The 21,312-nt window shown below is 72.2% G+C and carries 19 protein-coding genes and 3 pseudogenes; 12 read left to right on the top strand and 10 right to left on the bottom strand.

Going from position 1 to position 21,312, the window contains the following annotated elements; translation table 11 throughout:
* Positions 1-169 precede the first annotated feature (169 nt).
* The gene (locus tag AAT21_RS06035) at positions 170-913 is read left to right on the top strand and encodes a class I SAM-dependent methyltransferase (RefSeq protein ID WP_046775733.1); all 744 of its coding nucleotides are present in this window, start codon (positions 170-172) and stop codon (positions 911-913) included.
* Between the two features lie 226 nt (positions 914-1,139).
* The gene (locus AAT21_RS06030; RefSeq protein WP_046775732.1) at positions 1,140-1,718 is read left to right on the top strand and encodes an SMI1/KNR4 family protein; all 579 of its coding nucleotides are present in this window, start codon (positions 1,140-1,142) and stop codon (positions 1,716-1,718) included.
* 4 nt (positions 1,719-1,722) lie between these two features.
* Here AAT21_RS06030 and AAT21_RS06025 read toward each other — a convergent pair whose 3' ends face one another.
* Positions 1,723-2,757 carry a phosphotransferase family protein gene (locus AAT21_RS06025; protein WP_046775731.1) on the bottom strand — a complete coding sequence of 345 codons (1,035 nt, stop codon included), beginning with the start codon at positions 2,755-2,757 and terminating at the stop codon, positions 1,723-1,725.
* 63 nt (positions 2,758-2,820) lie between these two features.
* The gene (locus AAT21_RS06020; protein WP_046775730.1) at positions 2,821-3,195 is read right to left on the bottom strand and encodes a hypothetical protein; all 375 of its coding nucleotides are present in this window, start codon (positions 3,193-3,195) and stop codon (positions 2,821-2,823) included.
* 241 nt (positions 3,196-3,436) lie between these two features.
* Between AAT21_RS06020 and AAT21_RS06015 the strand changes: the two genes are divergently transcribed.
* Positions 3,437-3,790 (top strand): SAV_915 family protein, encoded by a 354-nt coding sequence (locus AAT21_RS06015; protein WP_046775729.1) that lies wholly within the window; start codon positions 3,437-3,439, stop codon positions 3,788-3,790.
* Positions 3,791-3,802: 12 nt separating this feature from the next.
* Positions 3,803-5,137 carry a diaminopimelate decarboxylase gene (gene lysA / locus AAT21_RS06010; protein WP_046775728.1) on the top strand — a complete coding sequence of 445 codons (1,335 nt, stop codon included), beginning with the start codon at positions 3,803-3,805 and terminating at the stop codon, positions 5,135-5,137.
* Positions 5,138-5,374: 237 nt separating this feature from the next.
* Here the strand turns inward: lysA and AAT21_RS06005 are convergent, their stop codons facing one another.
* Entirely contained in the window at positions 5,375-5,797 is a 423-nt protein-coding gene (locus tag AAT21_RS06005) for a MarR family winged helix-turn-helix transcriptional regulator (protein WP_046775727.1), read from the bottom strand.
* Between the two features lie 211 nt (positions 5,798-6,008).
* Between AAT21_RS06005 and eno the strand changes: the two genes are divergently transcribed.
* Positions 6,009-7,316 (top strand): phosphopyruvate hydratase, encoded by a 1,308-nt coding sequence (gene eno, locus AAT21_RS06000; protein WP_107081277.1) that lies wholly within the window; start codon positions 6,009-6,011, stop codon positions 7,314-7,316.
* Between the two features lie 13 nt (positions 7,317-7,329).
* Here eno and AAT21_RS37365 read toward each other — a convergent pair whose 3' ends face one another.
* Together AAT21_RS37365 and AAT21_RS05995 are read right to left on the bottom strand one after the other, a co-directional pair.
* Positions 7,330-7,503: a hypothetical protein gene (locus AAT21_RS37365; protein WP_157879634.1), complete on the bottom strand. Its 174-nt coding sequence runs from the start codon at positions 7,501-7,503 to the stop codon at positions 7,330-7,332.
* A 164-nt stretch (positions 7,504-7,667) separates the two neighbouring features.
* The gene (locus AAT21_RS05995; protein ID WP_046775726.1) at positions 7,668-8,963 is read right to left on the bottom strand and encodes an extracellular solute-binding protein; all 1,296 of its coding nucleotides are present in this window, start codon (positions 8,961-8,963) and stop codon (positions 7,668-7,670) included.
* A gap of 367 nt (positions 8,964-9,330) precedes the next feature.
* Between AAT21_RS05995 and AAT21_RS05990 the strand changes: the two genes are divergently transcribed.
* Together AAT21_RS05990 and AAT21_RS05985 are read left to right on the top strand one after the other, a co-directional pair.
* On the top strand, positions 9,331-9,891 hold the full coding sequence (locus AAT21_RS05990) for a hypothetical protein (RefSeq protein WP_046775725.1): 561 nt from the start codon (positions 9,331-9,333) through the stop codon (positions 9,889-9,891).
* Positions 9,892-10,359: 468 nt separating this feature from the next.
* The gene (locus AAT21_RS05985) at positions 10,360-11,340 is read left to right on the top strand and encodes a hypothetical protein (protein ID WP_052757664.1); all 981 of its coding nucleotides are present in this window, start codon (positions 10,360-10,362) and stop codon (positions 11,338-11,340) included.
* 248 nt (positions 11,341-11,588) lie between these two features.
* Here the strand turns inward: AAT21_RS05985 and AAT21_RS05980 are convergent.
* Positions 11,589-11,842 (bottom strand): annotated as a pseudogene (locus tag AAT21_RS05980) (IS5/IS1182 family transposase); the annotation flags it as partial.
* 257 nt (positions 11,843-12,099) lie between these two features.
* Positions 12,100-12,432 carry a hypothetical protein gene (locus AAT21_RS05975; protein ID WP_046775724.1) on the bottom strand — a complete coding sequence of 111 codons (333 nt, stop codon included), beginning with the start codon at positions 12,430-12,432 and terminating at the stop codon, positions 12,100-12,102.
* Positions 12,433-12,717: 285 nt separating this feature from the next.
* Here AAT21_RS05975 and AAT21_RS36555 point away from each other — a divergent pair.
* Positions 12,718-12,819, top strand: a pseudogene (locus AAT21_RS36555) (IS5/IS1182 family transposase); the annotation flags it as partial.
* Here AAT21_RS36555 and AAT21_RS05965 read toward each other — a convergent pair.
* The 3 genes from AAT21_RS05965 to AAT21_RS05955 form a co-directional block, all read right to left on the bottom strand.
* Positions 12,800-13,744: an NmrA family NAD(P)-binding protein gene (locus tag AAT21_RS05965; RefSeq protein ID WP_079025478.1), complete on the bottom strand. Its 945-nt coding sequence runs from the start codon at positions 13,742-13,744 to the stop codon at positions 12,800-12,802. The pseudogene AAT21_RS36555 and the gene AAT21_RS05965 overlap by 20 nt on opposite strands.
* Positions 13,745-13,844: 100 nt before the next feature.
* Positions 13,845-14,066: a hypothetical protein gene (locus AAT21_RS05960; protein ID WP_046775723.1), complete on the bottom strand. Its 222-nt coding sequence runs from the start codon at positions 14,064-14,066 to the stop codon at positions 13,845-13,847.
* Between the two features lie 192 nt (positions 14,067-14,258).
* Positions 14,259-14,777: a MarR family winged helix-turn-helix transcriptional regulator gene (locus AAT21_RS05955; RefSeq protein ID WP_046775722.1), complete on the bottom strand. Its 519-nt coding sequence runs from the start codon at positions 14,775-14,777 to the stop codon at positions 14,259-14,261.
* 207 nt (positions 14,778-14,984) lie between these two features.
* Between AAT21_RS05955 and AAT21_RS05950 the strand changes: the two genes are divergently transcribed.
* The 4 genes and pseudogenes from AAT21_RS05950 to AAT21_RS38665 all read left to right on the top strand — a co-directional run.
* A complete protein-coding gene (locus AAT21_RS05950) occupies positions 14,985-17,030 on the top strand; it encodes a DUF11 domain-containing protein (protein ID WP_079025477.1) in 2,046 nt (681 codons plus the stop codon).
* Positions 17,031-17,352: 322 nt separating this feature from the next.
* Positions 17,353-19,824: a SpoIIE family protein phosphatase gene (locus tag AAT21_RS05945; protein ID WP_046775721.1), complete on the top strand. Its 2,472-nt coding sequence runs from the start codon at positions 17,353-17,355 to the stop codon at positions 19,822-19,824.
* Between the two features lie 41 nt (positions 19,825-19,865).
* The gene (locus AAT21_RS05940; RefSeq protein WP_046777080.1) at positions 19,866-20,717 is read left to right on the top strand and encodes a class I SAM-dependent methyltransferase; all 852 of its coding nucleotides are present in this window, start codon (positions 19,866-19,868) and stop codon (positions 20,715-20,717) included.
* 398 nt (positions 20,718-21,115) lie between these two features.
* Positions 21,116-21,312: pseudogene (locus AAT21_RS38665) on the top strand (hypothetical protein); the annotation flags it as partial.

The following is a 21,312-nucleotide window of genomic DNA, read 5'->3' as shown; positions in this document are numbered from 1 at the left end:
TCCGGGAGGCCGTCGTACACGACACCGGGACGGTGCCCGGATCTTCGTGGGTTCCGCCAGTTCGGGCGGCCGCCCGGCCCCGTGGAGACTTCCAGGCAGTGGCCGCGGCCGCACCCCGGGGACGGGGGACGCCGCGGCCGGAGCATGCCGCGACGGGGAGGACGTCACAATGAGCGCGCAGCAGCAGTACGACGAAATCGGTGAGGCCTACGAGGGGTTCAAGGCCCTGCCCCTCGAACAGTACGTGGTGGTACCCAGCTTCCTGGCCCTGGTCGGGGACGTGAGCGGCAGGTCGGTTCTCGACCTGGCGTCCGGAACCGGTTTCTACAGCAGGGAGTTCAGGCGGCGGGGTGCGGCGGAGGTGCTGGGCATCGACATCTCCGGTGAAATGATCGCCGTGGCACAGCAGTTGGAGGAGAGCGATCCGCTGGGTGTGCGCTACGAGGTCGGCGACGTGGCCGATCTGCGGCCCATCGAGCAGCCCTTCGACGTGGCCCTGGCGGTCCAGCTGCTCAACTACGCGGAGGACATCGCCACCACGGAGCGGATGTGCCGGGCACTGCACCGCAGTCTGAAGCCCGGCGGTGAGCTCTTCCTGCTCAACCAGTCGCCCGACTTCCGCTTCGACGGGCCCACGCCGGAAAGGTACGGCTTCCGCAGCGAACTCACCGGCGCGCAGGGCGAGACCGGGCCGCAGGTGCGGACCACGGCGCTGCTCGACCCGCCGGTGTCGTTCACCGCCAACCTCCCGCGCCGCGAGGTGTACGAGAGGTGCCTGGGGGCCGCCGGGTTCCGCGAGTTGACCTGGGTGCCGCTGACGGTGTCGGAGGCCGGCGAGCGCGAGTTCGACGCGGACTTCTGGTCGGACTTCCACGCCAACCCGCCGCTCGAGATGCTGCGCTGCCGCGCCTGAGCGCACCCGCACGCCGCGCCTGACGGCATCACCCGCCGCGTCGGCGGCCCGCCTCCGGGCCGTCGGCGCGGACTCATGCCAGGAAGCACCGGGCGAACGGAGCCGGCCGGCGGCGAGCAGGAAGCCGAACGCGAGGCACGCCATGGCCCAGGTCCGCATGCCCGCGTGGTCGCGGGGTCGCGACCCGCCCGCAGCCAGTGCTCCGGGGCCCGGTAGCGTCCGTTCCATGACCGCTTTCGACGACCTCGTCCGCCTCTGCCCGCCGCCGCACGCCGATCCGCCGCGGACGGTGGACTGGGCGCGGGCCGAGGAAACCCTCGGCACGGCGCTGCCCGCCGACTACAAACGGCTCGTCGAGGCGTACGGCGACGGCGTCTTCGACGAAACGGTCTGGCTGCTGGTCCCCGGCTCCGCCTACGCCTCGTGCGACCTGTACGCGGAGAAGGCGGAGCGGGAGGAGATCCTGGCCGATCTGTGGGGCATGGGCGAGGAGAGGCCTGCGGCCCTGCTGGAGGAGGGCGCCCGGATCCTGCCCTGGGCGCACGAGGAGGGCACGGGCGCCTTCCTGTACTGGCTGGCACGGCCCGGGCAGCACCCGGACGAGTGGACCGTGCTCTACAACGAGGGGCGCGGGCCGTTGTGGGAGCACCATGACACGCAGTGCGTGGCCTTCCTGCTGGCGGTGCTCACGGGTACGGCGGAGACGGCGTACTTCGGTCACCTCCACGAGGTGCTGCGGCCGGTGGAGCACCGCTTCGAGACGGCGGACGAGACCCTCGGAGCAGCCCGGCGCGAGGCAGTGTGACGGGTCAGTCGTAGCGCTCGACGAGGGCCTCGACGTACTCCTCCAGCCTGTGGGTCAGGACATCGGGGGTGAGGTCGACACGGCCCAGCTCCCGCCAGGGGACGGCGACCTTCTCCGCGTCCGGGGCGAAGGCCAGTGCGTCGAGCAGCCGCCAGTAGAGATGGGCACGGCCATCGGCCAGGGTTCCTCCCGCCGCCGTGTAGCGGTCGGCGAAGCGCAGGCCCGCGGGTACTCCGTGGAGCAGGGCGAGGCCCGTCGAGCAGTGGGCCACGTCCAGGTCGGCCGGGCCCCAGGAGGTCTCCACCCAGTCGACGACACCGCTGATGCGGAGATCACCGCCGGTGCCCGTGAAGAGGACGTTGCCGGGATGGAAGTCCCGGTGCAGGAAGCAGCCCCGATGGGCCGGGGGGTCCCGGCGGATGACGTCGATCGCCCGCTGCCAGAGCTCGGGCCGCGCGGTGGTGGCGGGCGGGGTCACCCGCTCGGGAGAGGTCCAGGGCTGGTAGGGGCGGGGCCGTTGCGGCGGCGTCACGGGCAGCCGATGGATGTTCACCAGTTGTCCGGCGAGCAGTTCGGCGCGGTCGGCGGCCTCCCGGTCCTCAACGTCCCGGTCGTCACCGTCCCGGTCGTCGGCGTCCCGGTCGTCGGCGTCCCGGTCACCCAGCCGCACGGTCCCCGGCAGCAGGGACATCAGCAGGGAGGGGTGGTCGCAGTGCTCCGCGGTCGCGTCCACCGCCACGAGCGAGGCAGCGGGTACGTCCGTGTCGCCGAGCAGGCGCAGGACGGCGGCCTCGCGGGTCAGCAGGCCCTCGGCGTGCCGGACGTAGAAGGGCTTGACGAAGGACCGCAGGACCAGTGAGCGCGGGCCGCCCGGGCCACTGACGTCCAGGCGGCGCATGTGTGAGGTCCAGCCGCCGCGCAGCCGTACGACCCGGTCGATGCGCTCCGCCCCGCCCAGTTCCTTCTCCACCCAGGAGCGCGTGGCACTCCACTCCTGGCCGTCCGGTTCCCCGCCCATGCCGTTCGTCCCCTCGCCCATGGCGACAGGTTATCCACCGGCGGGCGCCTGTCGCCGGCGGCGCCACGGACGGCCCCGGATCCGTCAACAGGAGGGCCGGGGAACGCCGTTCGTCAGCCGTTCGTGCAACACGGGGCCGCCGAGGGTCACCAGCAGGAACAGGAACCCGGCGGTGATCAGAGCCGGTTCGGAGAACCACAGTCCGGCGGCCCAGTCCACCAGCAGCGCCACGGCCACCAGCAGTACCTTCGCCGCGACCAGCCCGAGGAACAGCCCCCGGTCCAGCGGGGCCCGGCCGGTGCGGGCGAGGCGGGGGGCGATGAGGCGTCCGGCCACGCTGACGCAGAGCACGATCACGAGTACGCGCAGTGCATGCTCCCACGCCGGTATGTCCGCGCCGAAGGCCCATACGGCGCCCACGACCGCGCCCGCTGCGGCATATACGCACAGGACAGACATGACGCACCTTTCCCTCACCAAAGGACAAAACAACTTGCACTCCGAGTGTTATCTCTTCTGGAGCAGCCGTCAAGCCCCGCCCGGCGTCAGCGACGCGTATGGGCTCGGCCGGTCGCCGTCAGGGCCCCGTTACGGAGCGGCTCCGGGCGGCCGGAACGGGGATAGCTTCCTTGCCGTGCCCCGGACCGCCTCCCCGCATCCGGGGCCTCAGCCGCCACTCGTGGTTCCCCAGGGAGGGCCCATGTGTCTGTTCCGGTACGCCGACGATCCCGAGCCCGAGCCCGAGGAACGGGACCCGGCCGGACCCCTCTACGTGCCCGTCCGGCCGGGTACGCCGCAGGTGGTGCTGCGGATGTTCCACACCCCCCTGGGTGAGCGCACCGCCGTCGGATTCACCCGCCCCGACCTGCTGGCGGCCACCCTCGGGGCCGGGCATCCGTGGATCCGGCTGTCCGAGTCCGCGCTCCGCGCACTGGCCGCGCCGCTCGGCGGGTGCCGGCTGACGATCGACCCCACCCTGACCGCTCCCGCCGTCATCCCGGCGCCGGAGCAGGCGCGGACGCGGTCCGGCGACGTAGCGGCCCGCGCACTCTGAGAGGGGATCTTGATGACCGTTTCCCTGCTCGCCGAGGTCACCGCCGGCGCGGAGGACCTGACCCTGTGGCCCGCGTCCACGCGACGGCTCCCGCACGGCGGCCTGGCCGTCGGCGGGGTGTCGCTGGCGGAGGTGGCGGACCGGTTCGAGACACCGGTCTACGTCCTGGACGAAGGAGAGGTGCGCGGCCGCTGCCGGGCCTACCGGGAGGCCTTCCCCGATGCCGAGGTGCTGTACGCCGCCAAGGCGTTCCTGTCACGGGCCATGGTCCGCTGGGTACGGGAGGAAGGTCTCGGCCTGGACACCTGCTCCGCCGGAGAACTGGAGCTGGCGGTCACCGCGGGGTTCCCGCCCGAGCGCATCGTGCTGCACGGCAACGCCAAGTCGCCCCGCGACCTGGAGGCCGCGCTGCGGCTCGGTGCCGGGCGGATCGTCATCGACGGCCTTTCGGAGATCGCCCGGATCGCGGCCGCCGTCGGCTCCGAGGGGCACCAGAAGGTCATGGCGCGGGTGGTGCCGGGCGTGTCGGCCGGGGGGCACGACAAGATCCGTACCGGCACGGACGACCAGAAGTTCGGCCTGTCCCTCACCGACGGGGGCGCGCAGCACGCCGTGTCCCGGATCCTGGGCCAGCCGCAGCTCGAACTGACCGGTCTGCACTGCCACATCGGCTCCCAGATCACCGAGGTGAAGCCGTATCTGGTGGCCCTGCGCCGCATGGTCGGCCTGATGGCCCGCATCCGCGACGCGCACGGAGTCGTCCTGCCCGAGCTCGACATGGGCGGCGGACACGGTATCGCCTACCGGCCGGGCGAACCCGCGCTCGATCCGGCCTCGCTGGCCCGGCGGCTGCGCGCGGAACTCGTCGCGGGATGCGCCGCCGCCCGGCTGCCCGTCCCGCGGCTCCTCGTCGAACCCGGGCGGGCGGTGGTCGGGCCCGCCGGCGTCGCCCTGTACCGCGTCCTGGCCGTCAAGCAGACGGGCGAGAGGGTGTTCGTCGCCGTCGACGGCGGCATGAGCGACAATCCGAGGCCCGCGCTGTACGGGGTGCGCTACGCGCCCCGCCTGGTCGGCCGTGCCCCGACGGCCGGACCCCGTACGACCACGGTGGTCGGCCGGCACTGCGAGGCGGGCGACATCCTCGCGGCCGGCGTGGAACTGCCGGGTGACATCCGCCCCGGCGACCTGCTCGCCGTACCGGTGGCCGGCGCCTACCAGCTGTCGATGGCCTCCGGCTACAACCTCGTGGGCCGCCCCGCGGTCGTCGCGGTCCACGAGGGATCGGCCAGGCTGCTGCTCCGCCGCGAGACCCTGGACGACTTCCGCAGCCGGGACATCGGCGGCTGACTCCTGGGCGCGGGCCCCCGGGAGGTGTCCGGCCACAGCACTAGGTTCTGTCGTCAAAGTAGCGCCGGTCAGGCCCGCGGGGTCCGGTGCCATGGGGTCTCCCCAGGCCCGCAGGGCCGAGGGGAAGCCTCGCAAGGCGGAGGGGCGCCCGAGTACTGGACGCACTTGGGCGCCCCGACAACGCGGCGAGGTGCGGTGCCGGGCGCCGCGGGCCAGGCGGGACTTTGACGACAGGGCCTAGCGGGCGGCGAGCCGTTCCAGCAGGGCGATGCTCCGTGCCAGCAAGTCCCGCTCCTCGTCGCTCAGTTCGGCGGCGATGGCCTGGGCGAGCCAGCCGGCCCGGCGGCCGCGCTCGGCTTCGAGCGCGGTCCGGCCCGCGTCCGACAGCTCGACCAGCGACTTGCGGCCGTCCGTGGGGTGCGCCCGGCGCGTGACCAGGCCCTGTTCCAGGAGCAGGCCCACCGCCCGGGCCATGGACTGGGGGCGTACACGCTGGTCGGCGGCGAGGTCGCTGGTGGTCATGGGGCCGTTGCGGTCGAGGGCGCCGAGCACGGCGGCCTGACCCAGCGGGATGCGGTCCTCGTCCTTGACGCGCCGGATGAGCCTGCCCGTCGCGATGCGCAGTTCGGCGGCGATGGCGGCGGCGTCGGAGGAGGGCATAGGGCACTTTACCCCGTTGGTCAGCAAAGCTGTGCACCTGAGCTGTACAGCAATACTGCGCAGCACAGCTGTACAGCTGAACTGCACAGCATTGCTGTATGGTTTTGCGTTGTCGGGGCCGGCGCCAGTGCTGTCGCAGCCGGGGTCCCGGCACACGACCACGGGAGGACCCACCATGTCCGCACAGGCCGCCATGTCCGCACAGGGCGCCATGTCCGCACAGGCCGCCGCTTGCGTCGACGCCCGCATCGAGACCGTCACCGCCCGCCGGATCATCGACAGCCGGGGCAACCCCACCGTCGAGGTCGACGTCGTGCTGACGGACGGCTCCCTGGGGCGCGCGGCCGTTCCCTCCGGCGCCTCCACGGGCGCCCGGGAGGCCGTGGAGCTGCGCGATGGGGACCCCACACGCTGGCACGGCAAGGGCGTCGACCGCGCGGTCGCCCACGTCAACGGGGAGATCGCCGCGGCCGTGCGCGGCCGGGACGCCGCGGACCAGGCGGGCCTCGACGCCGCGCTGATCGCGCTCGACGGCACCGCCACGAAGTCCCGGCTCGGCGCCAACGCGATCCTCGGTGTCTCGCTCGCCGCCGCCAAGGCCGCGGCGGCGGCCCACCACCTGCCCCTCTACCGCCACCTCGGCGGCCCCGACGCCCACCTCCTGCCGCTGCCGATGATGAACATCGTCAACGGCGGCGCACACGCCGACAATCCGCTGGACTTCCAGGAGTTCATGATCGCCCCGCTGGGCGCGGACACCTTCGCCGAGGCCGTCCGCATGGGCAGCGAGGTCTTCCACACACTGCGCCGCGACCTGCTGGCCGCCGGACACTCCACGGGCGTCGGTGACGAGGGCGGCTTCGCACCCGCGCTGCGCACCGCCGAGGAGGCGCTCGACTTCGTGATGGCCGCGATCGAGCGCACCGGCTACCGCCCCGGCACGGACATCGGCCTGGTCATGGACCCGGCTTCGTCGGAGTTCTTCCGCGACGGGATGTACGACTACGCCGGCGAGGGGGTGCGGCGCACTCCCTCCGAGCACGCCGATCACCTGGCCCGGCTGATCGAGGCCTACCCGGTCGTCTCGATCGAGGATCCGATGGCGGAGAACGACTGGGACGGCTGGCGCGAGCTGACCGCCCGCGTCGGCGACCGCTGCCAGCTCACCGGCGACGACGTGTTCTGCACGGACGAGGCACTGCTGCGCGAGGGCATCCGTACCGGCGTCGGCAACTCGGTGCTGGTCAAGGTCAACCAGATCGGGACCCTGACCGAGGCGCTGGCCACCGTGGCCACGGCACACCGGGCGGGCTGGACGGCCGTCATGTCGCACCGCTCGGGCGAGACGGAGGACACCACCATCGCGGATCTGGCGGTGGCGACCGGCTGCGGCCAGATCAAGACCGGCTCGCTCTCGCGCTCCGACCGCACGGCGAAGTACAACCAGCTGATCCGCATCGAGGAGGAACTGGGCGACGCGGCGCGCTTCGCCGGCCGCTCCGCACTGCGCCGGGCGTGACCGGCGCCGGCCCTCAGGGCCGGTAAACGATCTCGATCCCCATCGCGGCGATGATCCCCCAGACGCCGAGGCCGAGCAGCCACATCGCTTCGAGGGCGGCGCCGGTGGCGATGACCGCCAGGCCGGCGACCCCCAGGGCGCGTACGGTCCGGCGGATGCCGCGGTCGGGAAGCCAGTCGCTGGTCACCTGACGAGAATCCCGCCGGATCCCCTCGATGACGAGGGTCCGGCGGAATTCCTGTCGGCGTCTTGACACGGGTGCGTGAGCCGGCGCGCGAGCCGGCCGGTGCCTGAGCCGGCCGCGGCGATGCGGTGCCAGGGCGCTGACCGGGAGCCGGCCGCCGGGGGCGGTCAGCTCCCGCCCGCGGCCTCCTCGGCCTCCTCGGCCTTGTCGGCTATGTCCTCCAGGACGGCCTTCGGGTCGCCGCCCGGCTCCACGGCGCGGCCGATGTTGCGCTTGATCGCGTCACTGACCGCCAGCCACGAGGGGTCGCTCACCGGATAGAGCCGGGCCGTCCGCAGCGCGTTCAGGAAGTCCTCGTCGGTCCGGCTGAGGCCGCCGCCGGCCGGGGTCCGCGCGGCGGAGGCGGTGGCCGGCAGCAGGTGGTAGCGGCCCGCGAAGTCCGACAGGTTCCTGTCCTGGTAGACGAACTCCAGGAACCTGCCGATCTCCTCGCGCTTGCCGTTCTGCCTGAAGGCCACCATCCAGTCGGCGACGCCCACGGTCGGCGGGCTCTCCTCGCTGCCCAGCGAGTCCGAGACCGGCATGGCCACGGTGCCGACGCCGATGCCCTTCGCCGCCGCCTCGTGGGCGAGCGACGGGTAACCGTTGAGCATGCCGACCTCACCGCGCAGGAAGGCGGCGAAGGCGTCGGCCCGGTTCGTCCCGGACGGCGGAACGGGCCCGACGAGGCCGGGGGTGACCAGGTTGTCCCTGACCCACTGCCAGGTCTTGACGTTCTGGTCGGAGGCCAGGCTGTAGTTGCCGCTGCTGTCGGCGTAGCCGCCGCCGTTGCTCAGCTCCCAGATCAGCGCCTCGGCGTGTGCCTCCTCCGGTCCGAGCGGCAGCGCGTACGGGTACTTCACGCCCTTGTCCTTGAGGGCCTTGGCGGCGGCCTTCAGATCGGACCAGGTCCTGGGGGCCTCCTTGACGCCGGCCTTGGCGAACAGCGCCTCGTTGTAGAAGAGCAGGCGGCTGCTCGCCACGAAGGGCAGGCCGTACAGGCGGCTGTCGAAGGTGCCCGCCTCGGCGAGCGGCTGGAGGAAGTTCGCCTCGGCGCCGACGGAGAGGAGCTCTTCCGCGGAGTACAGCTTGCCCTGCGCGGCGAAGTCCGAGTACGAGCCCATGAGCGCCACGTCGGGTGCCTCGCCCTTGCCGGCCATGCGGGAGACCTCGCGGTCGATGTCGGCCCACGGCAGCAGCCGGACCTCGATCTTGATGCCGGGATTGGCCTCGGTGAAGGCGCCCGTCACCTTGTCCCAGTACGCCTTGGAACTGGTGGCCGGGGTGTCGCCGTACTCGGCGGCCACCAGCCGGAGCGTGCCGCCGTCACCCCCACCGCCGTCCGCGGCGCCGCATCCGGAGAGTTGCGGCAGGAGGCCGAGTACGACCGCGGTGGCGGCCGGCCCGAAGATCTTTCGTCGCACGAGCGTATTCCCCTGGTGTCGCTTGGGTGGCGCCGCGCACGGCGCACCCAGCCAGGGGTGCCCTGCGGCCCGGTGGCCGGAATCATCCCCCGGGATGGGAGGGATTGATTCCGCTCCGGGAGCAGGTGTGGCCGATGATCCAGTCGCAGTCCGGGCCCCTTGTGGCATCCGACGAGGATCCGAACGGTCCCACGCGCGTAGAACGGACGGCCGCTCCACCGCCCGGCTCCCGGCGCCCGGCTCCCACCCCGGTGCGGGCCCGTTCGGCGGGATGGCGAAACGCCCCGTCAGCCCACGTTCGAGTGAGCCAGGAGCACTCAGGCGGAGTCGGCGCGGAGCCGGGGCAAGCCGGCCCGAGGATGCCCGCATGCGACTTTCCCCGACCCTCCCCCGCCGCGTCCTCCTGCCCCTCGTGGCCGCCGTCGCCCTGCTGACCACGGGCGGGACCACCGCCGTCACCGCCGCTGAGGCCTGCGGTTCGATCATCACCGCACCGCTGGCCCCGCCCGTCCCGGCGAACGACCCCTGCCCCAGCACCGATCCGGTCGTGTGCCGTATCCGCGTCCTGCCCATGGACGAGAAGGTCGAGGCGCAGCGCACCCGGATCCGTTACCACGACCTGCTGGAAGCCATGCACCGCACCGAGGCCGACATGCGCGAAGCCGGCGCCTCCGACGAGGAGATCGCCCGGGAGTTCGTCGACATGCGCAATCAGGCCAAGGAGATCACGCGCGCGGGCATGACCCCCGAGGAGGTCCGGATCCTGGAGGAACGCAACACGGCCAAGTACGGCAACCCCCTCGGGCCGACCGCCGACCAGCTGTACGTGAAGTACGGCTCCTGGCAGAAGGTCACCGACGCTTCCATGCGCACCAGCTACGCCGTGGACCGCGAGCTCGCCCTGGAATACCGCCCCTGCCCCGTCTAGGACTTGTCCGGTCGACCATGTGGCTGCTTCACAGCCGGGGGCGTACGCCGCTGGTGGGGATGTTCCGAGGGCGGAACGCAGGCAACCGGGCCGGACTTGCTCCGCGTCCGATGCGGCCGGTGGGTTCCCCGAGGGACCCCAGGAGCAGGCGCGACGTTAACGGCGATCTGGGCTAATTGGCGGACATCAGCCCGTTTTCCTGGCGCTGGGGGTTGTCCGAGGAGGAGGCTGGGGCCGCAGCAAGGAGGCGTTGATCCATGCGTATCTCGCCCATCGTTTCGAAGAGATGCGTCGTGCCGTCCGGGGAGAGCGTTGGTGCGTCCGATGCCGCCGAGAGGATGCAGCACGCCGCTGAGGTGCGTGCCGGAGCCGACAGCAGGCCCCGGTGCCACACATCTGTGCGGTGACGGGAACGCGACGAAGTGGGAAGCGCCGCCTTGGACCGGCAAGTAGAAAGAGAGAAGACACATGGCAGTCGTGACGCCGTTCTCCACCAAGGTCACCGCCGGCGACAGCGAGGCCGAATCCGTCGTCAACGCCATCGGCCAGCAGAAGCACGTCATCACCGACAGCGAGCGGGACGGGTTCAACTGGCCCTGGGGCAGCATCACGGACGCGTGCACCAAGTACATGGGACGGCGCCCCAATGGCGCCTGGATCAAGAGCCCGACCGACCACGACCTGTACAACCGCTACGGGTGGCAGCAGACCACCACGATCCTGAAGGCCACCAAGGCCGAGATTCTCGGGATCAGCAGCAAGCCGACGACCGTGAAGACCGCGACGTTCCGTAACGACTCCAGCGTAGGCGGCAAATTCCACGTCAAGATCACCGAGGAGGTGTCCAACACGGTCAGCAACACCTGGTCCTCGACCAACAGCTTCTCGCTGGAACAGTCGATCTCCTACGAGATCGGCTTCCTGGGCACCGGCGCCGGCGGCGAGACCACGATGAGCTACACACACACCTGGGGCCAGTCGAAGACCGAGAGCCAGACGATCACTCTGGGCTCGGAAACCGGAGTGGAGGTCTGGCTCGACCCCGGTCAGGCGGTGAAGGCCACACTGGTCGCCACCCGCGGCACCATGGAGGTCAAGGTCACCTACGCGGCCACGGTCGAGGGCCGGGTCGCCATGAATTACAACCCCCGGCACAACGGACACCACTTCTGGAACGCCGGCATCAACACCATCCTCCAGGCCGGGGGCCTGAACCGGAGCAAGACCTTCACCGAGACCCTCGAAATCGGCTACTACTCCGATGCCCAGGTCGTGCTGGAGGACGTCAGGACCGGCGAGGCGCTGGTCACCATCCCGGTCGACGGTGGCCCTGCCGTCACCCCGGGCGAGGCCCTCTCCTTCGACCTTTCCCCGCAGGCACGAGAGGCCGAGGCCGCCGAAGTAGCGGAAGCGGGCGCCCCTGCTGAACCCGAGCACGCGATCGCGTAACAAGGGAGCGTCCTGCGGGCGAGTGATGACGGCTGTCCGGGGTGGTCGGGTGATCGACCGGACAGGTCCTAGTGCTGTGGCCGGAAAGGTTTGCCGGGGCGCGGCGTCCGGTGCGGTGCATCGCAAGGCGGAGGGCCGCGGCTCGTACTGGACGTACTTGCGCGGTCTGACAACGCGGCGAGGTGCCGTGCCCGGCGTCGCGACCCGGCGAACCTATGCGGTCACAGCACTAGGTTCTGTCTCTTTGGTCAACGTCGGGTCCAGATGAGGATGCCCGCGAGGTGGAGTGCGGCCTGGTAGGCGATGGCGAGTTCGTCCGTCCGTGTGGCCAGGCCGCGCCACTGCTTGAGCCGGTTGATGCACCGCTCGACCGTGATCCGCTGTTTGTAGGCCTCGCGGTCGAAGCCTGGCGGGCGGCCCCCTCGACGTCCCCGCCGCAGGCGGTGGCCGACCTGGTCGGATGGCTGCGGGATGACCGCCGGATTCCGCGCCGCCATAGGTTGCTGCGCAGACGCGGAATCAAGGCACCATCCCCGAGCGCGTCGGCCGGCTCGCGGGCCGACGCCGGCGCCGCGAACGGCCCTGCGGCCTCGGCAGGGCCGCCTATCGACGCCGCAACGTCGTCGGACGCTGCTTCCACTGCCTCAAGCAGTGGCGGGGTATCACCGCCCGCTACGGCAAGCTGCCGACCGGTACCTCGCGGCTATCACCCCGGCCAGCACCCTCATCTGGCTCCAGGCGTGATCGACGAGGGAATGCCTAGTACCGGAAGCTGTAGTACGCGGTCCAGTTGTAGGTGGCGGCCCCGGGGCCGATCAGAGCCCTGGAGCCGGAACATCCGAACTCGGTGTACACGGTGAGCCATTCCCCTGTGTTGTTGTGGGGCTTGAGGGCGACCGTGTTGCCACCGAAGTTGCTGCACACGCCGCTCGGCGGGTTCTTCCAGGTCCACTGAGTGCCCTGGTCTCCCTGCCAGGTCAGAGTGCCGGTGGCGGCTTGGGCGTTGGTGGACAAGCCGACAACCAGCATGGCCGAGGCCGCCACGGGCGCGGTGACCGAGCAGGCCTTTTTGACCCACTTCTTGAACGTCATAAGAGTCCTCAGTTCGCACGGTTCCCCAACTGGGGATCGGCGGCAAGAAGATCACAGAGCTCCAGTTCGCAGGGGTCGCTTCGCCGATACGACCACCCAATCGGCCCAATAGGCGCCGGCATTGGCTACGACTCCGACCCCAGTCGGCGGCGCCAGCCTGGCACCGGGGCCCGTCGCGCTGGAACCCGAGCAGGGTGTTCACCCACACGCGATCACGGCCAACGGCTGGCCCCACCCGCCGCAAGCCAGGTGGTCTTGCTGGTCAGCCCGCTGCTGGCGCAGCCGATCAAGCAGTGGCGCGGCCTGGTCGCACGGACGGACGAACTCGGCATCGCCTACCAGGCCGCACTCCACCTCGCGGGCATCCTCATCTGGACCCGACGTTGACCAAAGAGACAGAACCTAGGCTGTGCTGCCCCCCGGGGCGGGGCCCCGGGCCGGCGGCCTGCGGGCGGAAACGGTGGCGGTTCTCGTGGAGGAAGGCGTCGAGGGTCCGGGGCGGTCGGCCGAGGATGCAGGCGACCGTGTCGGTGGGGATTTCGGGCCGGGCGACGGCGAGTTGCTGGATCGCCGCCACATGGTCGGCGAGCCAGGCAGGCATATGGGCCCGGTGGACGAGGTGTTCGCGGAACTCCTCCGGGCTGAGACTCACGTAGCGGACCCGATGTCCCGTCACCACGCTGAGCCGCTCGGCGAGTTCGGGGTGGGAGACGGCTTCCGGACCCGTGAGGGCGTAGGGGCCGGTTGCGATGCCGGGCCGGGTGAGCGCAGCAGCGGCGACGTCGCCGATGTCCCTGCAGTCGACGTAGTTGCAGGGGGCGTCGCCCATCGCGCCGAGGATCACGCCCCGGGCGATTCCCGGGGCCGACCGCAGCAGGTTCTGCATGAACGCGTAGGGGCGCAGGACGGTGTGACTCACCCCGAGCGTGCGCAGGTGCTGCTCCACGGCATGGTGTCCGCGGGAGACGGCGACCGGGGAGTCGGGTTCGGCGGCGGGCGCGGAGATCTTGACGATGTGTGCGATCCCGGACCGGGCCGCGATGTCGAGGGCGCGGGTTTCGAGTTCGACCTGCGCGGGGCCGTTGGCCATGGCGAGGAAGAGCCGGCTCGCGCCCTCGAAGGCGGTGCGCAGCGAGCCGGCGTCCGCGGCATCCGCGTACCGGACCTCCGGTCGCGGGCCCTGCGTGCCGGTGAGGCCGGGTATCGGGTCGTGCGGGGTACGGGTCAGCGCGCGGACGGGTGCACCGAGCGCGAGGAGGCTGTGGAGCACGGCGTTGCCCGTCGCTCCGGTCGCTCCCATGACGGCGATCATCCGGTTTCCTCGTTTCCTGGTTCCTGGTTTCTGGTTTCTGGTTTCTGGTTTCTGGTTCCTGGTGGTTCCGGGCGGCGGCACTCCGCCGCCCGGGGGTCGGTCACCTGCGGGGCGTCGCGAGGGTGCTCCGCCAGCGCAGGGTGACGATCGTGGCGGCGAGAGCCGCGGAGACGGGCAGGTAGATCCGCAGGCGCTCCAGCCGGGGGCTGACGGCCCCGGCCGTCAGGGCGGGGGCGGCGTAGGCGGTCAGCACCTCACGCCACAGGGCGAAGGGCCGGGGCGTCGCCCGGCTGCGGCCGGTTCTGTCCTGCGTTGCGGTCATGACGACCCTTTCTCATTCGGGTGGGGCAAGTGGGCGGGACCGGGCCGGACGTTCCGGCCCCGATGATTAGGCAGCTAACTATTGGGGGAAGAAAAAGGCCCTGCCCGAAAGGACGGGGCCGGACGAGCCGGACGGGCAGGCCTGACGGAGCAGGCCCGACGGAGCGGGCCGGACGGCGGATCGGGCGGCGGATCAGTCGTCGGCCAGAGCCTCGCTGCCACGCACCACGCGGGCGAGCAGGTCGAGAAACACCGTGCGCTCCGCCACGGAGAGCCCGCCCACCATCGCCTCCAGCCGCCCGAAATGCTCGGGCGCCATGTCACGCAGGCGCTGCGCCCCCCGCGCCGTCAGGATGGCGACGGTACCCCTGCCGTCCTCCGCCGACGGCCGCCTGGCGACGAGCCCTTCCCTCTCCAGACCGTCCAGCAGGCCGGTGACCGTGGCCCTGGAGACGTCGAGGTCGGCGGCGAGCCGGGAGGGGGACTTCTCGCCGCCGTGGTCCTCGAGATCGGCGAGCAGGCGGTAGCGACCCGTCGACAGGCCGAACCTGGCGAAGTGCACCTCGGCCGCCCGGCCGACCCTCGCGCCCGCCGAGATCAGCCGCACGGCGACCAGCACCGCCTGCGGATCGGCGTCCAGGCCGTAGTGCTCGACCTGCCGCCTGGCCTGATCCAGGGTGGGCGCCTCGCCGTTGGTCACGCTCTTCATCATGAAACAAATATGGCAGCTAACTATCTCCGTGTCCAGGTGCCTCCGGGTGTCCGTCCCGGTGATGGTGTACGGCGGTCGGGTGGAACCGCCGTACGCGGCGTAGCGCGTGCGGCGAGCCGTCACGGCCCCGCCGGCGTGGTGGCCGGAAGCTGTGGCCCGTCACGAGGAGTGACCGAAGACAGGGCGAGCAGCGGCAGAGGGGTCTGGATGTCGACGTTCACATGGGGTGCGCGCAGGGACCGGACACGACTCGCGCGAGGCGGCCGCCGGCGCCGCGCGGACCGGATCGGCACTGCGGTGGCCCTTGGCCTGGCGCTCGTCGTGGCCCTGCCCGGGGCCGCGCTGGCCGCCCCGGGCGACCTGGACCCCTCGTTCGGCGGCGACGGGGTGGTGACCACCGACCTCGGTGCCGCGGAGGCCGCCGCCGACACGGTGGTGCAGCCCGACGGCAAGGTCGTCGCCGTCGGCAGCGACGCGACGGACTTCTTCGGCAATTTCGCGGCGGTCCGCTACAACCCGGACGGCAGCCTCGACACCACCTTCGGCGACGGCGGGACGGTGTCCACCGACATCGCCGGCGGCTCCGACAGCGCCGAGGGCGTGGCCCTCCAGGCCGACGGCAAGATCGTCGTCGTCGGCGTCAGCGAGAACCTCGAAGGCGGCGTCGCCTGGTTCACGGTGGTCCGGTACAACCCCGACGGCAGCCTCGACACCACCTTCGACGGCGACGGCAAGGCGGTCACCGACCTCGGCGGCGGTGGCGCCGACCAGGGCTCCGACGTTGCGGTGCAGGCCGACGGCAAGATCGTCGCCGCCGGCGGTGTCGGCGGGATGTTCGCCCTGGCCCGGTACAACGCCGCCGACGGCAGCCTCGACACCACCTTCGACGGCGACGGCAAGGTGTTCACCAACTTCGGGGGCCTCCAGGAGGGCAGCACGGCGTACGGGCTAGCGCTCCAGCCCGACGGCAGGATCGTCGCCGCCGGCGACACCACCGAGGGCCTCGTACGCGACTTCGCGCTGGCCCGCTACAACCCAGACGGAAGCCCCGACACGACCTTCAGCAGCGACGGCCGGACGACCACCGACTTCGGCTCCATGGACACCGCCCAGGACGTGGTGGTGCAGTCCGACGGCAGGATCGTCGCCGTCGGCGGCTCCAGCCCTGGTCTCTTCGCCCTGGCCCGCTATCACGCCGACGGCACCCCCGACACGGGCTTCAGCGGCGACGGCCGGGTGACCACCGACCTCGGCGGCCCCCAGGGCGGCGGCTCCGCGTACGACGTGGTCCAGCAGTCCGACGGCAGGCTCGTCGCCGCCGGCGGCGGGAACGGCGACTTCGCGCTGGCCCGGTACACCACCGACGGCAGCCCGGACACGGGCTTCGGCGGCGACGGCGCCGTCAGCACCGACCTCGGGGGCGCCGACCTGGCCCGCTCGGTGGCGCTGCTGCCCGACGGCAGGCTCGTCGCCGCGGGCGGCGGCGGGGCCGGCGAGGACTTCGCGCTCGCCCGGTACGAGGGCGGCGGGACCACTCCCCCGCCCCCGGCCGGCGTCGACCTGGCCGTCACCCTGTCCGGCCCCGCCACGGTCAGCATCGGCGACCAGGCGACCTACACGGTCACGGTACGCAACACCTCCACCACCCCCGCGACGGCCGTCACGCTGGCCGACACCCTGACCGGAGCCGGCGGTACCCTCCTGTCGGCCACGCCCAGCCAGGGCAGCTGCACCACCACCGCGACCGGGGCGAACTGCACCTTGGGGACCCTCGCCGCGGGTGCCTCCGCCACCGTGAGCGTGGTGGCCGAGCCCCGGAGCACCGGCACCCTCTCCGACACCGCCACGGCGGACGCGGCGGAGACCGACCCCGTGCCCGGCAACGACCGGGCCACCGCCAACACCGCCGTGAACAACGCCCGCGGCTGCACGATCATCGGCACCAGCGGCGCGGACACCCTGAACGGCGGCTTCTTCACGGACGTGGTCTGCGGACTCGGCGGCAGCGACACGATCCGGCCCGGCTACGGCAACGACACCGTCCACGGCGGAGCGGGCAACGACACCGTAGACGGCGGATACGGCGACGACACCCTGAACGGCGACGCCGGGAACGACACCCTCCTGGGCAACTACGGAAACGACCGGCTGGGCACCGTCGACTCCGTCGCCGGCAACGACACAGCGAACGGCGGCCTCGGCACCGACACCTGCACCACCGACCCGGGGGATGCCCGGATCAGCTGCCCCTAGTGCTGTGACCGGAAAGGTTTGCCGGGCCGCGGTGTCCGGTGCGGTGCATCGCAAGGCGGAGGGCCACGTCTCGTACTGGACGTACTTGCGTGGTCCGACAACGCGGCGAGGTGCCGTGCCGGGCGCCGTGACCCGGTGAACCTTTCCGGTCACAGCACTAGGCTGGCGGCCCGCCGGTCACGCGGCCCTCCTGCCTGCGGGGTGTCCGCGGGACACTGGGACTGATGCCCGGAGCGGCACCGGACGGCGCAACGCCTCTGGCTGCCGTTGCGGACATCGACCAGCATGAGGACAGCGGGACCGGCGGACGAGATGGGCACGCATGCGCGCCACCGAGAGCAACCAGGACTACCCCTTCGCTGTCACCAACACGGCCGCAGCCCTGCTGGACGGCGCCGGGACGGTCGTCGCCTGGACCCGGGCGGCCGAAACCCTCCTGGAGCGCCGGTCGGCGGAGGTGTGCGGCCGCCCCGCACGCGACCTGCTCACGGACCCGGACAGCTGGGAAGCGGTGCTGGCGCAGGGCGCCGGGCAGGGGGACCGGGCGGGCTGGGAGGGCCGCGCCTCACTGCGGCACGGCTCGGGGCGCGCGCTGGAGATCGGCTTCCGCGTCATCCCGCTGACCGACGGCGCGCACGGGAACGCGGCCCGGTTCCTGGTGCTCGGCGCGGCCCTGGAACTGGTCGCCCGGTGGCGGCAGGACAACGCCTTCACCCACGAACTGTTCCTGCAGGGCCGGGTGGGCCTGGCCGTCTTCGACAGGGACCTGCGGCTGCTGCGGACGAACTCGCACCTGCTGCCGTACACCGGGGTGCCCGTCGAACTGTACGGGCGGCGGCTGGCCGACTTCCTGTGGGCCGAGGACGCACGGATCATCGACGACCGGCTGCGGGACGTCGTCCACACCGGGATCCCCCTGGTCGGCCTGAACACGACCGTGCGCACCCTCGACGACCCGAGAGCCGGCCGGATCGTGACCGTCCAGGCGTTCCGGCTCCAGGAACCCGAGGGCCACCCGATGGGGGTGGCGGCCGTGTTCACCGACGTCACCGACCACGAACGGGCGCGCGGACGCCTGGACCTGCTGTACCGCGCGACCGGAGCGCTGGGCGGTTCCCTGTCCGTCCTGCGCACCGTGGAGGACCTGGTGAAGGTCCTGGCGCCCGCGTTCGGCGACTGCGCCGCGGTCGACCTCGCGGAGACCGTGCTGACCGGCGGTGAACCGCCCGCCGAGGGACAGCTCGCCCTGCCCCTGATCCGGATGGCCGTCGCCGGAGCGGAATCGGAGGCGCTGCGCACCGGGACGGCCCGGTTCGCGGCGCCCCTCGCCACCCCCGGACCGGACGGGCCCGAAGGGCGGGAATGCAAAGGGGAGCTGATCACCGGCCTCGGGGACCGGCCCGCGGGCTCCGGGGGCTCCGGGGGCTCCGGGGACGACGCGGCCCCCGAATGGGCGACGGCCGTGCCGGGCGCGCACTCGGCGATGACGGCCCCGCTGTGCGCCCGGGGCATCAGGTTCGGCCGGCTCACGCTCTGGCGCACGGGCGACGCCGCCCCGCCGGAGGAGGACGACCTCGCGCTGCTGGAGGAGATCGCCGCCCGTGCCGCCGTCGCCGTGGACAACGCCCGGCGCTACACCAAGGAACGCCGCACCGCCGTGGGCCTGCAGCGCAGCCTCCTGCCGCCCGCCACCTCGGAGAAGCCCGCAGTGGAGGCGGCCGGTCTCTACCTGCCCGCCGACGCGGACAGCGGAGTGGGCGGCGACTGGTTCGACGTGATCCCGCTGTCGTCGGCCCGTGTCGCCCTCGTCGTCGGGGACGTCGCCGGCCACGGACTGCACGCCACGGCCATGATGGGACGCCTGCGCAGCGCCGTTCGGGCGATGGCGGACCTGGAACTGGAGCCCGAGGAACTGCTCGCGCACGTGGACGACATGGTCGTGCAGTTCGCCTCCGAGGCCGAGAGCGACGACCCCGACGACACAGACGCGGGCATTCCGCTGCCCGGCGGCCCGGCCGGCGCCACCTGCCTGTACGCCGTGTACGACCCGGTCACCCGAACCTGCGCCATGGCCAGCGCCGGCCACCCGCCCCCGGCCGTGGTCAGCCCGGACGGAACCGTGGAGTACGTCGAGCTGAGCCCCGGCCCGCCCCTGGGGGTCGGCGGCTGGCCCTTCGAGCCGGTCGAGCGCGAGCTGGCGCCGGGGAGCGTCCTCGCCCTGTACACCGACGGCCTGATCGAACGCGGGGAGGGGGACATCGACCACGGCATGCGCGACCTCGCGGACCGGCTGCTGCGCTCGGACGTACTCGGCCGGCCGCTGCGCCAGGCCCGGCACGACATCGTGGAAGGGCTGCCGCCGGGCAGGCTGAGGGACGACGTCACCCTGCTGCTGGCCCGCACCCGGGTGGTGGAGGCCACGTCCATCGCGACGTGGCTGCTCGATGCGGACCCGGCGGTCGTCGCCGACGCCCGCCATCTCGTCCTCGCGCAGCTGACCGCCTGGGACCTCGACGAACTCTCCTTCAGCACGGAACTCATCGTCAGCGAGCTGGTCACCAACGCCATCCGGTACGCAGGCGGCCCCGTCCGGCTCCGCCTGATCCGGGCGGACACCCTGACGTGCGAGATCTCCGACTCCAGCAACACCCAGCCCCGGATGCGCCGTGCGCGCAACTCCGAGGAAGGCGGCCGGGGCCTGTACATCGTCGCCCAGCTCTCGCACCGCTGGGGCAGCCGATACACCATGGGAGGCAAGACCGTGTGGTCCGAACAGACCCTGCCGCACGCCTGACGGCGCCGGCCGACGCCCCGGAACCACGGGAGGTGGTGGCCATGAACAGCACTCCTCGGGTCGATCCCTCGAACGCCGAGCAGGCGGCTGCCTGGGACGGGCAGGAGGGTACGTACTGGGCGGAGCACGCCGACCGGTTCGACCGCGCGGTACGCGCCTATCTCCCGCATTTCCTGGCCGCGGCCGACGTGTCCGCCTCCGACCGGGTGCTCGACATCGGCTGCGGCACCGGCGAGACCACCCGAGCGGCGGCGCGGCGGGCGAGCGGCGGCCTGGCGGTGGGCGTGGACCTGTCCGCGGCGATGCTGCGGGAGGCACGGCGGCGGGCGGCGGCCGAGGGCCTGCCCAACGCCGAGTTCGTGCAGGCGGACGCCCAGAACCACGCCTTTCCCGCGGCGTCGTTCGACGTGGCCGTGAGCCGGACGGGGACGATGTTCTTCGCCGACCCGGTGGCCGCGTTCCGCAACATCGGTGGTGCGCTGCGCCCCGGCGGCCGCCTCGTACAGCTGGTGTGGCAGGCGGCGGCGGAGAACGAGTGGTTCCTCGCGTTCACCGGGGCCCTGGCCGCGGGACGTCCGATGACCGGGCCCCCGCCAGGCGTTCCCGGGCCGTTCTCGCTGGCCGAGCCGGACCGGGTGCGGAGCGTACTGGGCGCCGCCGGCTTCGCCGACGTCGTGCTGGAGCCGCACGAAGAGGCGATGTGGTTCGGTGCGGCCGCGGCCGACGCGGAGCGGTTCACACTGGGCCTGCTCGGCTGGCTGCTCGACGGTCTCGACGAGGAGGGCCGGCGTCGTGCCGTCGACGATCTGAGGGCCACCCTCACCGCCCACGAGACGGGTGACGGCGTGTGCTACGCCTCCGCGACCTGGATCGTCCGGGCGACCCGCCCCTGACCCCGCGGAGCATTAAGACGGGATCAACTGAGCCTTAAAGGATCCGTGCGGCCCGGTCGTCCCGGCGGCGCTCCCGAGGGCCGGCGCGGGCGCCGCGCGTGTCGGTCCGCCCCGGCAGCAGGGGCGGCGACCTGCGCCTTCGGGCGGCTTCCGGCCGCCCAGGGCCCGCCCGGCGGGCCGTGCGGAGCAGCCGGATCCCCGGCGCCCGCCGGATTTGTAACACGGCGACAAGAACTGAATCCGCTGGTGACGACGGGCGTATTCAGGAAACGGGGAGGCATTGACCATCTGATCGAGGAGTGTTCATGTCCCGTAAGCGGACGATGAGTTCTACGAAGAAGCTCGTGCTCTCTGTCACCACAGGAGCCCTGGTGGCCGGCGGGGTGATCGTCACGATGGCGACGGGCAACGCCGCCGCCCCCGACGTGGTGTGTCAGGGGTCGACGGTGACGCTGTCGGGTGAGGCCGGACCGCCGGCGGCGACCAGCGGCACCTTCCCCGTCGGCACCAGGCTCAAGGTCACCAACCTCGACAACAACCAGGCCACCACCGTCACCGTCAACGGCCCCTCCGGCAGCTGCGTCCTCCTCAACAA

Origin of the sequence: Streptomyces yangpuensis (assembly GCF_001005295.1) — a bacterium.
GTDB lineage: Bacteria > Actinomycetota > Actinomycetes > Streptomycetales > Streptomycetaceae > Streptomyces > Streptomyces yangpuensis.
The sequence above is the reverse complement of the archived record's forward strand: the minus strand, read 5'-3'. Positions and strand labels throughout refer to the sequence as shown.